This window comes from Oceanobacillus halophilus (assembly GCF_003628505.1).
Classification (GTDB): domain Bacteria; phylum Bacillota; class Bacilli; order Bacillales; family Amphibacillaceae; genus Oceanobacillus; species Oceanobacillus halophilus.
Map to the genome: position 1 here is coordinate 1 of NZ_RBZP01000035.1, position 14,034 is coordinate 14,034.

8 protein-coding genes, 2 rRNA genes, 1 pseudogene and 1 riboswitch are annotated in these 14,034 nt (G+C 36.6%); of the genes and pseudogenes, 5 read left to right on the forward strand and 6 right to left on the reverse strand.

Annotated elements, in window-relative coordinates; translation table 11 throughout:
- From D8M06_RS19205 to D8M06_RS19215, 3 genes are all read left to right on the forward strand, one after another.
- Nucleotides 1-99, forward strand: a 23S ribosomal RNA gene (locus tag D8M06_RS19205); the annotation flags it as partial.
- 125 nt (nt 100-224) lie between these two features.
- A 5S ribosomal RNA gene (gene rrf / locus D8M06_RS19210) occupies nt 225-339 on the forward strand.
- A gap of 596 nt (nt 340-935) precedes the next feature.
- A complete protein-coding gene (locus tag D8M06_RS19215; RefSeq protein WP_121206197.1) occupies nt 936-1,805 on the forward strand; it encodes a sulfurtransferase in 870 nt (289 codons plus the stop codon).
- Nucleotides 1,806-1,904: 99 nt separating this feature from the next.
- Here D8M06_RS19215 and D8M06_RS19220 read toward each other — a convergent pair whose 3' ends face one another.
- Both D8M06_RS19220 and D8M06_RS19225 read right to left on the reverse strand, forming a co-directional pair.
- Complete coding sequence (locus D8M06_RS19220; RefSeq protein ID WP_121206201.1) at nt 1,905-2,948, reverse strand: M14 family zinc carboxypeptidase; 1,044 nt, start codon at nt 2,946-2,948, stop codon at nt 1,905-1,907.
- Nucleotides 2,949-3,003: 55 nt separating this feature from the next.
- Nucleotides 3,004-4,659 (reverse strand): M4 family metallopeptidase, encoded by a 1,656-nt coding sequence (locus tag D8M06_RS19225; RefSeq protein WP_121206198.1) that lies wholly within the window; start codon nt 4,657-4,659, stop codon nt 3,004-3,006.
- 314 nt (nt 4,660-4,973) lie between these two features.
- A riboswitch (cyclic di-GMP riboswitch) is annotated at nt 4,974-5,058 on the forward strand.
- A 132-nt stretch (nt 5,059-5,190) separates the two neighbouring features.
- On the opposite strand from D8M06_RS19225, the gene D8M06_RS19230 reads away from it, so the two are divergent.
- Entirely contained in the window at nt 5,191-5,463 is a 273-nt protein-coding gene (locus D8M06_RS19230; protein ID WP_121206199.1) for a helix-turn-helix domain-containing protein, read from the forward strand.
- 405 nt (nt 5,464-5,868) lie between these two features.
- On the opposite strand, the gene D8M06_RS19235 is transcribed toward D8M06_RS19230, so the two are convergent.
- From D8M06_RS19235 to ltrA (D8M06_RS20230), 3 genes are all read right to left on the reverse strand, one after another.
- Complete coding sequence (locus D8M06_RS19235) at nt 5,869-6,915, reverse strand: DUF2332 domain-containing protein (RefSeq protein WP_277749497.1); 1,047 nt, start codon at nt 6,913-6,915, stop codon at nt 5,869-5,871.
- 897 nt (nt 6,916-7,812) lie between these two features.
- Complete coding sequence (locus tag D8M06_RS20225; RefSeq protein WP_241559005.1) at nt 7,813-8,520, reverse strand: HNH endonuclease; 708 nt, start codon at nt 8,518-8,520, stop codon at nt 7,813-7,815.
- Nucleotides 8,502-9,596, reverse strand: a complete 1,095-nt coding sequence (gene ltrA / locus D8M06_RS20230; RefSeq protein ID WP_241559006.1) for a group II intron reverse transcriptase/maturase — start codon at nt 9,594-9,596, stop codon at nt 8,502-8,504. Before ltrA (D8M06_RS20230) ends, D8M06_RS20225 begins: the two co-directional genes overlap by 19 nt.
- Before the next feature lie 887 nt (nt 9,597-10,483).
- On the opposite strand from ltrA (D8M06_RS20230), the gene D8M06_RS19245 reads away from it, so the two are divergent.
- The gene (locus tag D8M06_RS19245) at nt 10,484-11,398 is read left to right on the forward strand and encodes a class I SAM-dependent methyltransferase (protein WP_077706735.1); all 915 of its coding nucleotides are present in this window, start codon (nt 10,484-10,486) and stop codon (nt 11,396-11,398) included.
- A 231-nt stretch (nt 11,399-11,629) separates the two neighbouring features.
- Here D8M06_RS19245 and ltrA (D8M06_RS19250) read toward each other — a convergent pair.
- A pseudogene (ltrA, locus tag D8M06_RS19250) lies at nt 11,630-13,440 on the reverse strand (group II intron reverse transcriptase/maturase).
- Between the last annotated feature and the right edge of the window lie 594 nt (nt 13,441-14,034).

Here is a 14,034-nt window from a genome sequence, read left to right on the forward strand (position 1 = left end):
GAGTAAGATCCCTCAGAGACGATGAGGTTGATAGGTTCGAGGTGGAAGCGTGGTGACACGTGGAGCTGACGAATACTAATCGATCGAGGACTTAACTAACTTCTTCAAGATGTCTTAGATTTACTCTTATTTAGTTTTTAGGGTACAAACCTAGAAAGTAAAGGATGTTCGGTTAAAACCGTTCACGTCCTGTGAACAACACCGAACGACCTACATCATGTAGGCCTAGTAGCGATAGCGGAGAGGTCACACCTGTTCCCATGCCGAACACAGAAGTTAAGCTCTCCAGCGCCGATGGTAGTTGGGGATTCCCCCTGCGAGAGTAGGACGCCGCTAGGCAAAGCAAAAGTCAGGATACGGAATTTTTCGTATCCTGACTTTTTTTCATATTAATTTATTGATTATATACCATTGTGGGTATATAATTGTGTTTAGTCAAAAAGTAATCATGCATCCATCATATATCAAGTGTCTGGAACAGCTTGAACCAAGATTTCACAATAAATCCAATAATGCATGAATGGAAGGTGAATCACTTGAATCAAAAATTTCATGAAAAAAGCAGTATTTTCTCATGTAACTCCTGCAACGTTTCAACAGATGAGCACTCTGAAGGAAAGACGAAGAGTAAATGGCGTCCGAATATATGCATAGGACAAGTTGGCTTTGTATTAGCTCTAGTTTATATTGTTGTGATGGAAATAATGAGGTAATTCATGTAATAGAGTAGAATCAGCTAGTTAAATGATTCTACTCTATTTTTTATGTGACCACAAACAGTAGAGAATTCATAACCGGTTCGACAAAATAATACATATTTCGGGAAGTGACAGGCACTTTTAGGAAGCATAAAATTGTAAACTCTAAAAGGAAGTAGTATCATTAAAATTAATACAAGTAAGTTGGTATGAAAAGTATTAATAGGAGGAAAGCAGATGAACAAAGTGCCATTGATAGTAACCACCGATTGGTTGCAAGAAAAACTAGAGGATCCTAATTTAAGATTATTAGATGCGACTACCTATCTGAAGAATACAGATAATGGAGCACCTGAATTATGGTCTGGGAAAGAAACATACGAGGAAGGTCATATTCCTGGTGCTGTTTTTGCCGATCTGTTAAATGACTTGTCTGATCCAGATGGAGCTTTTCGATTTACCATCCCGTCACGAGAGCGATTTGTGAAAAAGATGGAAGAGATTGGTGTTGGAGAGGAAGGAACCTATGTTGTGATATATGACCAAGGTTATGCGACGGTTGGTTCTCCAATCATTGCATCAGACTGGGCATCACGGCTTGCTTGGCAATTACGATATGAAGGTTTTGATAATGTAGCGGTCCTTGAAGGTGGCTTTGCCAAATGGCTCGATGAAGGAAGGCCAGTCTCCGCAGAAGTGAAGTCATACCCGAAAGCTACTTTCACGGGAAAACGCCAGCCGGAAATGATTGTGACCAAAGAGGATGTACAAAAGGCAATAGAGGATGATAATGTCATTATTATTAACAGTTTGTCCGAAGAAGATTTTAAAAATGGACGAATCCCTGGCAGTTGCAATGTTCCTTTTGGCAATCATGCAGATGAAAAGACGAAGGAACTTCATGATAAGGCTACTTTGAAAGAGAATTTTGAAAAAGTAGGTGCACTAGATCCAGATAAAAAAGTCATAACGTATTGTGGTGGTGGGATTGCTGCTACTTGGAATGCGCTACTACTAAATAAGCTTGGTCAGAAAAACGTGGCTGTTTATGATGGTTCAATGGCTGAGTGGACTTCAGAAAAAGTGTTGCCGCTGGAGACGGATTGATGGTCAAGAGGCTACTTGGTTGCTCATAAGATGAAAAAGGTTCCAATCAACAAAAATATAATTGGAACCTTTTCGCTAATTATGCTCATTTTAACTAAATTATTCTGTATCCCTTGTCGTCTGTTCTGGCAAAGTATCCCAGAAAGAAATATCCTTTTCATTAATCGATCCATCTGCAATTGCTCGAACTGCCGCATCTAAAGTAGTAATTGTTTGTTTGATAAGATAGCCATTACTCTTTTGGCCGAGTACATAGTTTTCACGATAATGATCGGACATACCACGCATTTCAAATAATAGTGTAGAGATACCATATTCTACAGCAATTCCGTTACGTCCAATGGTTTCTGCCGTTCCACCTACATATTTGCCAATATGGCCCCATCCCTTAGAGTCAATGGCATCATAGACAACTGCACCTAAACGTTTGGAATTCTCCAGGACTTCCGCATCTGCATTGGGAGAAGTTGGATAAAGAATCGAGCCAGATACAAGTTCGTCATCATTAATTACTCGTTGTGCCCCTTGGTGATGCAAATCTATCATGTAATCAATATTATAAGCTTGAAGGACATTTTCATGTAATGCTTGGGTTTCTGGATAAATTTTATCAATATGATCACGGTTTAAATCTTCTCCAACTTTGTTGTAGCGCGTTAGATGACGATCGCCGTCTGCAATATAATCATCTAAGGAGATATCCACATCTCCCATGGCTCCATCGGCATTAAGCATTGGTAAAACAAGTACATTTACATTTTCTAAAACGCCTTTTGTTTTTCCAGTCCCAAGATGTTTAATGAACTCTAGAGCACCTTCTGTTGTCAGCTGTTCATTCCCATGCTGCTGAGTTAGGAAAAGTACGGTTGGGTTGTCCGGATTAAATAAATATTTAACCAAATGGATGTCTCTACCTTGCATCGTTTGGCCGATGACTTCCAATTCCATTTGATCCTGTTTTGCTTCCTGCTTTTCAAGAAAGTCTACCATTTCCTGATAGGTTGTTAGGATAGAGGTGTTAACTGTTTCATTTCCTCCATAATTTGGTCCGTTTCCAACAGCATTCACGATAGGAGAAGAAATGGACGTTCCTCCTAGAATTATGGCTCCTGTCATTGTTAAGGTTAGTAGTTTCTTTTTTATATTTTTCATCAAATCCCTCCAAACATTTTATAAAAATCTCTCACAGTATGTTCTGTTAATAAATCCCCACTTGATCAAAACCACTCTCAACCGCTGCTACTTCCTCGCTGCCTTCACCATAAATATCAACAGCAGACTGCACAATTGCTTGTCTAGCATCACTAAAGTCAGATGTCGGAGTTAGATAGACTGTTAGCGCACGATAATAGATTTGGCCAAGTTTTTCTTTTCCAATTTGTTCGCCGATTAAGTAGGCGGCATGGTTGGTAATGGAAGAATTCACGTGAACCCCGCCGTTATCAACGGAAATTGGCATATCATAGAATTCATCCATGTGCTCTGGATAGTAGCCATTTCCATATGGAGCTCTTTCTTCAGATACTTCGAATTTTCCTGGGTTGCTCAAGCTGCGTAATGCTGTTCTTCCGTCTGCTTTGGCATCGGGAGCCATGATATCTTCGCCCATTTCCCAATCATCAGCATCAATTAAGGCACCAAACACGTCAGCAAAAGATTCATTCAATGCTCCAGATTGATTGCGATATTGCAGGTTAGCTGTATGGGAGATAACCCCATGAGTCATTTCATGTGCTGCAACATCCAGACCTGCAGAAAGGGGGACCATGAATTCTCCATCGCCATCTCCGTACGTCATATGACGGCCGTTCCAGAATGCGTTATTGTAATCTGTACCAAAATGAACGTATGAGATAATGGCCATACCATTGTCGTCCAGTGAATTTCTTCCATGTTCTTCTAAGTAATAATCATAGACCGTTTCTGAATTATAATGAGCATCAACAGCTGGACTATGGTACTCATCCTTCCATGAAGAACTATTATTCTCAAAAATCTCTCCGGTATTATGATCAAAGGTGTAAATTCCTTCTACGTTTTCATGGGATTCATCGTATAACTTGAAACTTGTTCCTTGTCCCGGTTTTGTTTCCAAAGTCGTATGCAGGTCACGCAATTCTCCATGAACCCCTTGTCCTACGCCTTTATGGTCTTTGGTTTTCAGTTCATCAGCATGAAGAACGGCATTGTACTTATCGATAACCGCTCCAGTATTGGCATCAACAAAAACAAACCAATTTCCCGGCTCGTCTCCAAGGAAAGTAAGGTTCACTTTATGTGCTAAAATGTTCTCTCCTTCAAATGGATACACAACTGTTTCTGAAACCGGCTCATAGCTTAACTGCTCTGGTGCATGAACAGATGCTTTTGCAATTTCCAGTGCTGATTCGCTATCTATAGAAGCCGTTGTTTGAATTCCCTGTTCTTCCGCTATTTTATTGTAATGTCCGTTTACACCTACCACTTCATTATTTTTATTGAAGTGGACAATCACTTCTGATCCCTCTATAGGAACATTGTCCTTTGTTTGAGCAAAGCGGATATGGGTCATTCCTAAGTCATCTTCTTGAACGTTTTTCACCTTCAAGTTTTGTTTCGCATTTTTAATTCCTGTCTTTGCTTCATTCTTTTCTAAATAATCTACGGCATTTGCCGCATTGCTCGATTCCTTTTTCTCTGCAAATTTCTCCTTCACAAAAACCGGAACATTTGCCTTCTCATTCCAGACTTTTTGTGCCTGAACATTAACAGGTGCACTCGCATCCTGTGGCTGTGCGGAGACAGGAGTCATAGCAAATGAGCCTGCGATTAGTGTGGATGATAGTAGTACTGGTAGAATCTGTTTCTTTTTCAAAATAAAGCCCCCTTAAAAAAGTTGATAGATGTAATTATAGATTAATAGAGTTTCTATTTCATGATTAATTTGAACTCATTTAATATTTAGATAATTAGTTGGAAATGCTTATTTTATTTCGGGAACCGAAACTTTCGAGATGGGAAGAATGGATTACGTGGGAGGTGCCATGTCCAGTTAAAATCATCTAAATCGTTCCTTACATTGTCATTAAATTTCCATTGCAACCCTCGAAAAAACAGATTATGATAGACAAGTAACTTTTTCGCCATCTACTATTCGCCTAGTGTTAATAGTAGAATAAAAATCAATTCCTACGATAATGGCAAACTTATCTGAAAAGTAAGGACGCAAAGCTACGGGTCTAAGGTTTTAAACTAGGATCGCCGGGTTACCGAAAAGGATGGAAATAGTAGTTATTCCTGATGAATAACTATCCAAGTCCACCTTTTTTAGGTGGGCTATTTTTTCGCGGAAAAATAGCTATTTCATTCACGTAGGTTACAAAGATTTCTAAAAAGGATGATGAACTTGGGTATGATATGGAGTAATGAAGAAATCGAATACTTAAAAGATGATGCAGGATTTGTTAAAATGTCCACTATCGCTAAAAATTTAGGAAGGTCTTTCGATAGTGTTCAAATAAAGATGAAACGCCTAAATATCAATCATACCAAATCTCAAACCGGTATGCTGACGATGCATGAGTTGGCAACAATTCTTGGTGTGGATCGGAAAACGGTAGAAGGTTGGGTACATAGACATGGACTCCCATGCAAGAAAAAAGTCACGAAGGAAAAATAACGGGTTCGGTTTTGAATCACAATATATAAAAAGCAAACAAAATAGAGATCCAATTAGCAAAAAAATTGGTACCTCTATTTTTATTGTTTTATAAGGGTTTTTTAGTATTTGGTGATATAATTAGCAAAAAAATTAGCATGTAAATTAGTTAAACAATGCAACTTAGCATTCAACCACTAAATAGCCTGCTATTAGTTGTGCTGAATACTATGTTAATTTATCATCTAATACTGCTATAAAAAAATCACTCTTATATGCGAGCCATAAAAAAACAACTTGGCTAACCAAGTTGCCTCTAATTTGTTATTTTACTTCTTTAACTAAAGCACCCGTTTGTTTAAGTACATCTTTTCACAAAGTCTCAAAGGGCAAAAAAGTTGCCCATAGAGTAGCAGCTTTAGCATTTTACTGAATTGGCATTTGGCGTTTCAAAAACCATTCAAACCATCTACCGTGTCCATCGGTTTCAGCTATAGTGCTTTTACTTTCAATACCATCCAAATAATAATCAAGGTGTAAATACCTATCTTGAATGTTATTGTAAATATGGAATACGTCTCTATTTTTACCAATAGCTTCAACAATTTGTAAGAGTTGTTTTTTCATTTCTAAAGGGACTTGGTTAGCAACGTGAGTATGGAAAATACAAATCACACTGTCCTCTGGAATGTTATCAACAAATTTAGATAATAAACTTATTCCATCACCATCAAATAAACTCACTGCAACTTCCTGAATATATTTTGCAGCTTCTTCAAACATAAACAACCTCTCTTTATGTTCGGTCCATATTAAGGATTTAAGCCACAATTTCTCATCCTCATCATTGAGATCAATTGTATTTAAATCTAGACCAACCCTTGTCGATACTGGTGGTGGTGTCGAATGGAGAATTGGAGTATTTTTCCCTTTTATTTCTGCTGTAATATTAAGATTGGAATCAATATTACCATAAATGTCATTTTGTCCGTATGAATATGAATATTTATCCCAAAGAAGCTGTACCCCTGCACTTGTTCCAATTTCAATAAGTGCTAATGGTTTCTTCGCTTTCTCGTAAATAGTACAAAAAGCAGGATAAAGGTATGCACATCTTCGTACTTCATTCGTTTGGACAAGTCTAGTTTTGAGAATTGACTCAATTTCACTCCGATATTTACAACAAAAATCCTTAAAGAATTCAAACGAGTACCTATATGCCTTTGGATTACTTACTACGCTCGGGTAAAACTCTTTTAATGGGTGTTCCTTACCTTTTAGTAAAAGATAATGCACTGCACCAAATAAAAGGTTTGGGATAGGTTGCCCCTCGCCTGCGTTCTTGCAAATTGTAAGAAGTTCATCATCCTTAGAAATTTTTATGGACAAATATTCATATAACATACTCGAACCCTTACATTCCTTTTCAGCAAAAGTCAAAAAAGTTTTAGATAAAGCTTCGTTATAAACCAAAGAGCCTTCCCCCTTAAAAACAATATCCTCTTTATATTCGATAACCATAATAACTTCTATCTCAATAGTAACATAATATTCCAAATATATTATTGGAATTTTACCATAAGAAAAAGGCGACCTTTATAGATCACCTTCTTTATCTAACGCACCCGTTAATTTAAGTGCATAAATTCACAAAGTCTCAAGTAAATAAAAGTAGTTTTACTTTAATTTTTGATTGTTAAGTAATGAATCGCAAAATGGTTTACACAAACCTTGCTCTGACATACGTTCTAAAAGTTCTTTAGTAGAAATTTTATTCGAAGTATTTCTTTGGATAGCTGAATCTAATAATTCATATTCAAAATAGCTTATGAGTATTGCGGACAGATTGAGCCAGCAGTGCGGAGTTTTAAGCCACTGTATGCGGATGTTTGAGCCAGTAATTGCGGAAGGGAGATCCACAGTAAATGCTTTGCCATAAATAGCGCCGCCCCCATTGACTTAACTTTTGTCTGTGTTAAGGAACAATCGCAGGTCTGTCATAAATATTACCAAAGAGGCACACCTGCTCAAGTATGATAACACAGACAATCCCCCTGTAGCTTTAAAATAAAGATTGATATAAAAACATCTTCCTTTCCCTATACAACAAAAAACAGAAAACCGTAACTTTAATCAATATTGATTAAAAATTACGGTTTTCTGTTTGAATGAATATTATTTGTTACAATAAAGTTTGATCGTTTCTTTGTTAAGCTAAAGTTAGCAATAGGTAAGCGTTTGATGCTATCTCCAGCTTTTCCCCTGCTCCGCACCGAACGTGCTAGTTTCCCAGCATTCGGCGGTCCATCTACCGTTATGTACTAGATTATAAGTTCTTCGTTACTTTTAGACGTGAGATTATTCTACCTTTTAAAGCCCGCATTCCATTCGGTATTGATTTAGTTTTTTTATCGTTGAGTGATTAAAACCGAATTTTTGTATTTCTGATGCAATCTTCTCTTTATCCTTACGATGTACAAGCCGATGTATGTCTTTATGAAGAATGCGAAGATTGTTGAACTTATCAGTTCCTCCGAGATTTTTGGGTATATAATGATGGCAGTGAACTTCATAAGCAGTTAAGTCCCAACCTGTGATTTCACATTTTCCCATTTTCATACTGAAACGACTAATGCGATTATCCATGTATTCAACCGTTCTATTAGGAAGGGTTGCCTTCATTAGTTCGCTAATTTCTGACTTAATATTAGGCTTTAGTTTATCGTAGATTTTCTTTCTGCCTTCTTCTGTAAAAAGAGATAATGTTGGACTAAAGTTCATTGCATTTACTGTTTTGACGTTTCCTATAGGAAACAAATAGACAGTAGCAATCTTAAACGTTTTAAATCCTGTGCTGTAAAACTTTTTATAAGTCGAATTAGGATTGATTGGATGCCCATATTTCCCAACAGAACGAAGGCGGTTGTACAGAAAGGCTTTTATCTCGTAGGCAAGACGTGAGAATTCTGGATTAACGTGTGTAGCTCGGTTAAAGTAATTATGAATACCTAAAACAAAACTGTTATAGCGTAAGGCATTTTGAATTGTAGGAGAGTTTTTCATTTTTCGTATGTGCATTTTAGCTTGTTCTTTGAGTTTCTCCCGTTTTTTGTGTTTAATGCCTGTGTGGCAACTCTTTTCTTCCCTTTAATATCTGCCCTAATCGTGAACCCTAAGAATTCGGATTCTCGTTTTCGTAAGTTTACGATTTGCGATTTCTCTGGTGAAATATCTAGTTTTAGTCGTTCTTTTAAGTACAATCTTACCGCATGGTACCACTTTCGAGCCGTTTTTCCATCTCGACAGAGAATTTTAAAATCGTCCGCATAGCGGACGAGGTACCCCTCTTTGAGATTTGTACGCTTCTTAGCGTATAGCTCACCCTCTCTTGTTTTATAATTTTTTGTGAGAGGGAAGAATTCCCATTGTTCGGAAACCCAGTGGTCCAAGTCATTGAGTACAACATTTGATAATATTGTCGATAACAAGCCACCCTGCGGTACGCCCTTGGATGGTACGCCTTCTTTATCAATTTCAGCTTTTAGCATTTTAGCAATGCAAGCTAAAACCTTTCTATCACGGATACCTAAGTTCCATAATTGTTTAAGAAGGAGGGTATGGTTGACATTGTCGAAAAATCCCTTGATATCAATATCAACAACATAATGCAGTTGCGATTTATTGATTAAGAATTGAATTCTTGCCATAGCATGATGAGTAGACCGTAACGGTCTAAAACCGTAGCTATGTTTATAAAAATAAGTTTCAACGATTGGATCAAGAACTTGTTTAAAACATTGTTGAATGATGCGGTCAAGAATACATGGAATGTCAAGTGGTCTAAATTTACCGTTTTCCTTTTCAATCCATTTTCTTTTGACCTTCTTAGGGTGATAGTTTTCTAGTTTTGTTTGGATTGTTTTCACTAATTCATTTTCCGATAACTTTTTAATATCTTTGATGGTTTTCCCATCTGTACCAGGTGTTCTCGAACCTTTATTGGATTTCATTGTTCGATAGGCTAATAAAATATTTTCCCTTGATGTGATGATTTCATATAAACAATCGAAGGATTCTTTATTATTGGCTCTTTCGTGTAAATCCGTAAAGGCTTCTGTCATATTGTAGTAATCCCAATATCTCAAAGTGGACACTGCGGCATCCCTCCTTATGAGTGATGTCCCCACATTCTTACCCGATCGGTGTCATTCACGTGAAGAAAATAATCGTTCTATCTCGCTAGACTTGGGGCTGTTCCTCCACTCCCATTACAGGAGATTCATCAGTTGTAACCCTACCTTCGCAAGAATAAATGCATTTCAGTTTTTAACCTTATAGCAAACGTTTCGGATGACAGTCCTCACTTCAACGTTCCTTGCTTCCCAAGTCCCTTACAATGTAGCTATCCATTCTAGACGTAGGTGCTTCCTCTAAGCCTGCGAGCTTGATACCGCCATTGTTCGGTATAGCGTTTTTCAGAGGGTGCAGTTTTACTCAACACCACTCGCCCCAACGTTAGTTGGGACATAGCTTTACACTATGTTCTTAACTTTAGACCCTTAAATTCGGAAGTTCGTCGGTTCCTTTAGGATGAAACATTCTCACCGTATCTAGTTTTTCAGCCATCCGGCATATCAGTTAGCATACCTTTTCCATTGGAATGGCTATAGCCTTCCTTCTGCCGACTCTACCTGTGCTTCGAACCCTATGAACTGTCACTCATAACGCACGCAGGAATCTTAATGAGGTCGTTTCAGAAAAAACATGGCTCCATCATTCCGACCTTCCATTGTAAAGTTGGAATTCAAATAAATGAATTCCCTGCATTTTCACGCTACAGAACGCTTATAGCAGAACTTGTCGCGCGCACCCATTAATCGAACTAGAATTTTTTATTAAAATATTTCCCTATAATACACAATCATTAAATTTGACAAAATAATTTATTTGTGCTATAATTTACGGTTATCGTTTAATTGTGTATAATAAGATTCTCCTGGCCAGGAGAATCTTATTCTTTTATATATGGGAGGAAAAGGGTATGAAAAAAAATGAATCCAGTTTAACTTCCTTAGTATCGGCTTTCGGTCGTGCATATCATAATAAATATGACACACCCAAAATTTTTGATGATTTTTTGGCAAACAATTTAATTTCCGAAGGAGAGTTTTCAGCTATCAGCAGTAATATGATTAACGGTATACAGTTTTTCAACAGAGATATTGGGCAAAAATTTAAAGATGATTCAGAGGAAATTTTAAAATGGATTACACAGGTCCAACTTTCCCCAACACCCTTAGCACGCTCTGCCTATTGCGAAAAAGTATTACTTAATGAAATTAGGTTAGGTGTAAAACAATATGTCATACTTGGAGCAGGCCTGGATACTTTCTGTTTCCGATATCCAGAGTTGAAAAGCAGATTAAAGATATTTGAAATTGATCATCCAGCTACACAAGAATTTAAAAAGAAAAAGTTAGAGGATGCTAAACTTAATATCCCGAATAATCTTCATTTTGTTTCTATGGACTTTACTACTGAATTTTCCCATCAAGATTTAGCAGATGAAGGGTTTAATAACAAAAAAACTTTCTTTAGCCTCTTAGGTGTTTCATATTATTTAACTAAAGAGGAAAATAAGGCCTTAATCAATCATTTATTTTCTAACGTCCCACCTGGTAGCTCCATTGTTTTTGATTATGCAGATGAAAAACTCTTTAAAGAAAAAGGAATATCTAATAGAGTTGAAAATTTGGTAAAAATGGCTTCAGCAAGTGGGGAACCAATGAAATCGAATTTCACTTATAATGAAATAGAGAACATGTTAGAAAAATCAGGTTTACTAATTTATGAACATTTATCACCAACTACGATAAATGAGCTTTTCTTTAAAAATAGGACGGACTATTTGTCTGCGTTCGAGACAATCCATTTTATCCACGCTGTAAAGAAATAATTTTCTAATTTAAAAGCCTCTCAATGATACTGGTGATTGAGAGGCTTTTACTATTCAATGCGACATTCAGTTAATATCGCTTATTAATACAGATAGGTAAGGGTTTGAAGTTATCGCTCCCTTTTCCCCCTGTTCACACCGTACATGCGACTTTCACCGCATACGGCGTTCCAACTAATCCAATTCATTCAATTTATGTATTTTTAGATTTGACTTTTGCTTTCTCCGAAATCAAACTGTTTGATTATGACATTGTAATCGAAGTTCGTTAAGTTTTTCTACTTGCTTTTTGGAAAGATTTAATACTTTTATTAATGCATTAATTTTATCATTATCTTTCATGTGTACTAATATGTAGGCTGACTCATGAAGTATTACTAAATTTGAGAATGAATCATCTTTTGAAAAATGATAGGGATTCTTATGGTGGCAATGCCAATCATTTAGACCTAGTTCTACTCCAGAAATGGCACACTTACCATACTGAGCGATAAATTTACTTATTCGATTGTCGTTATATTCAATTGTCCGATTAGAAATAAAACTTTTCATGATATGCGATAAAACATCTTTGTTTATGGCTTTCAATCCTTTGTGTATCTTCTCTCTACCTTCGGTAGTGTAATTACACGTATCCTGTGAAAAACATAAATTCGTTTTGTATTTTTGGGCATGAATAGGTACAAAAACCATGTTTTGTATCTTATACAGTTTGCACTTGTATCCTTTATACCTCTTTTGTAATGTCTTAGTCATGTCATGGAATTCTGCGTCTGTTCTAAGAATCATTAGGCGATTATACATCGTTTTTCGTAGATAAGAGTTTAACTCATTAAGATTTATCGAAATTCTAGTGGCTGCTGAATAGTAATTTTGTATCCCCATAACGATAGTGTTGAAATTCCAAACAGTTTGATTGCTAGGATGTTTCTGAACAGCCTTTATTGCTTCTTTTATTTTGTTAGAAGTATTTATCTTTGCTTTCTTAGACATATTTGACTTGGCTACATAGCCAAATCTCGTTTTGCCCTTCCTTATTGCTTTAATGGAAAACCCGAGAAATTCGGAAGAATTTTTCTTTAGGTTTATTACCTTAGATTTTTCTTCACTAGTTTCAAGGTGCAATCTAGTCATCAAGAAATCTTTAATTGCGTAGTTCATTCTGATTGCTTGTGAACGTGTGCGGCAAAGTACCTTGAAGTCGTCCGCATAGCGGACAATATAACATTCTTTTAGCTCAAACTTCTTTAGTGCTTGATATTTAATCCCATTTGTCTTATATTGAAAGTCACTGGCAAAAGTTTCCCATTGATTACTTATCCACCAATCTAGTTCATTCAAAACAATGTTTGATAATAGGGGAGATAAAATGCCACCTTGCGGTGTTCCTTTAGTTGGTACACCTTCACCATGAATTTCAGCTTTTAATAGTTTCGAGATAATGGCAATCAATGATTTATCTCTTATCCCTAAAGACCAAATCTGTTTTAAGAGTTTACTGTGATTTACGTTATCAAAGAAACCTTTAATATCAACATCAATACAGTGATGAAGTCCAGATTGATTTATTAAAAACTCAAATCTTGCTTTCGCATGATGGGTGTTTCTATTAGGACTGAATCCATAGCTATGCTTGTGAAACTTCGCTTCACAAATTGGCTCTAATACTTGTGAAACACACTGTTGAAAAATTCTATCCCAAATGGTTGAAATTCCTAGTGGTCGTACCCTGCCATTTGCTTTGGGAATTAAAACACGTCTAACTTTTTGTGGTTCAAATGATTGAAACATAGATTGAACCTTCACTGTCACATCTCCACTGATAAATGACTAATATCTTTAATTGTTAATTTATCTATTCCTGCCGTTTTACTTCCTGTATTCCTTTTGATATTTCGATAGGCAAGCCTTATATTTTCATTAGAACTCATCAATTCTATTAATCCATAAAACTTTTCACCATTGACACTTCGAGTATAGAGAGTGTCAAAACACTCTTGTAGATTATAATACTCATTATGTCTCAGTTTCTTCCGTTTCAATAAGTCGGTACCCCTTTCGGAGTTAACCTCTTTTAGTCTCACGAGAACCTTATTAACCGATAAAGATCTGCCTTACATGGTTGAATGATTCTTCATTAGTCTAGTGGCTATCCCTCTGTGTTGATTAGACACTTCATTGGTCCCGTGCCACCACTTTCACTGATACAAAAATAAGTTATATCATAACTATTGTCATTATAATTTTCCTTATTACCATTTCATTAGAAGTAAGTCCTCCATGTTACGGTAAATTCCTACGCCTTTTCACCGAGCTTTTAACACTATTATTCTTACTAATTCAAGTGCTAATCGACTTAGAGAGAACCCTTCCGAGCGTTACCTCCTCATTTGATTCTTAAATATAATCCTTCAATTCCGTAGAGAATCGCCTAGCCTTTACCAGAGTGATGTAGCCATCCTCCATTTAAACTAGGAACATTTCGCACAACTATTCTGCCACGTTAGTACAACAATTTCAAAACAAAGGCGCGTTAATCCTTCCTGAACTAACGCATCCGTTACTTTAAGTGTTTTACTTCACAAATCATCGATATCATTCAGATTGTCATTGTTTAGTTTTAGTTCCTCCGAGTT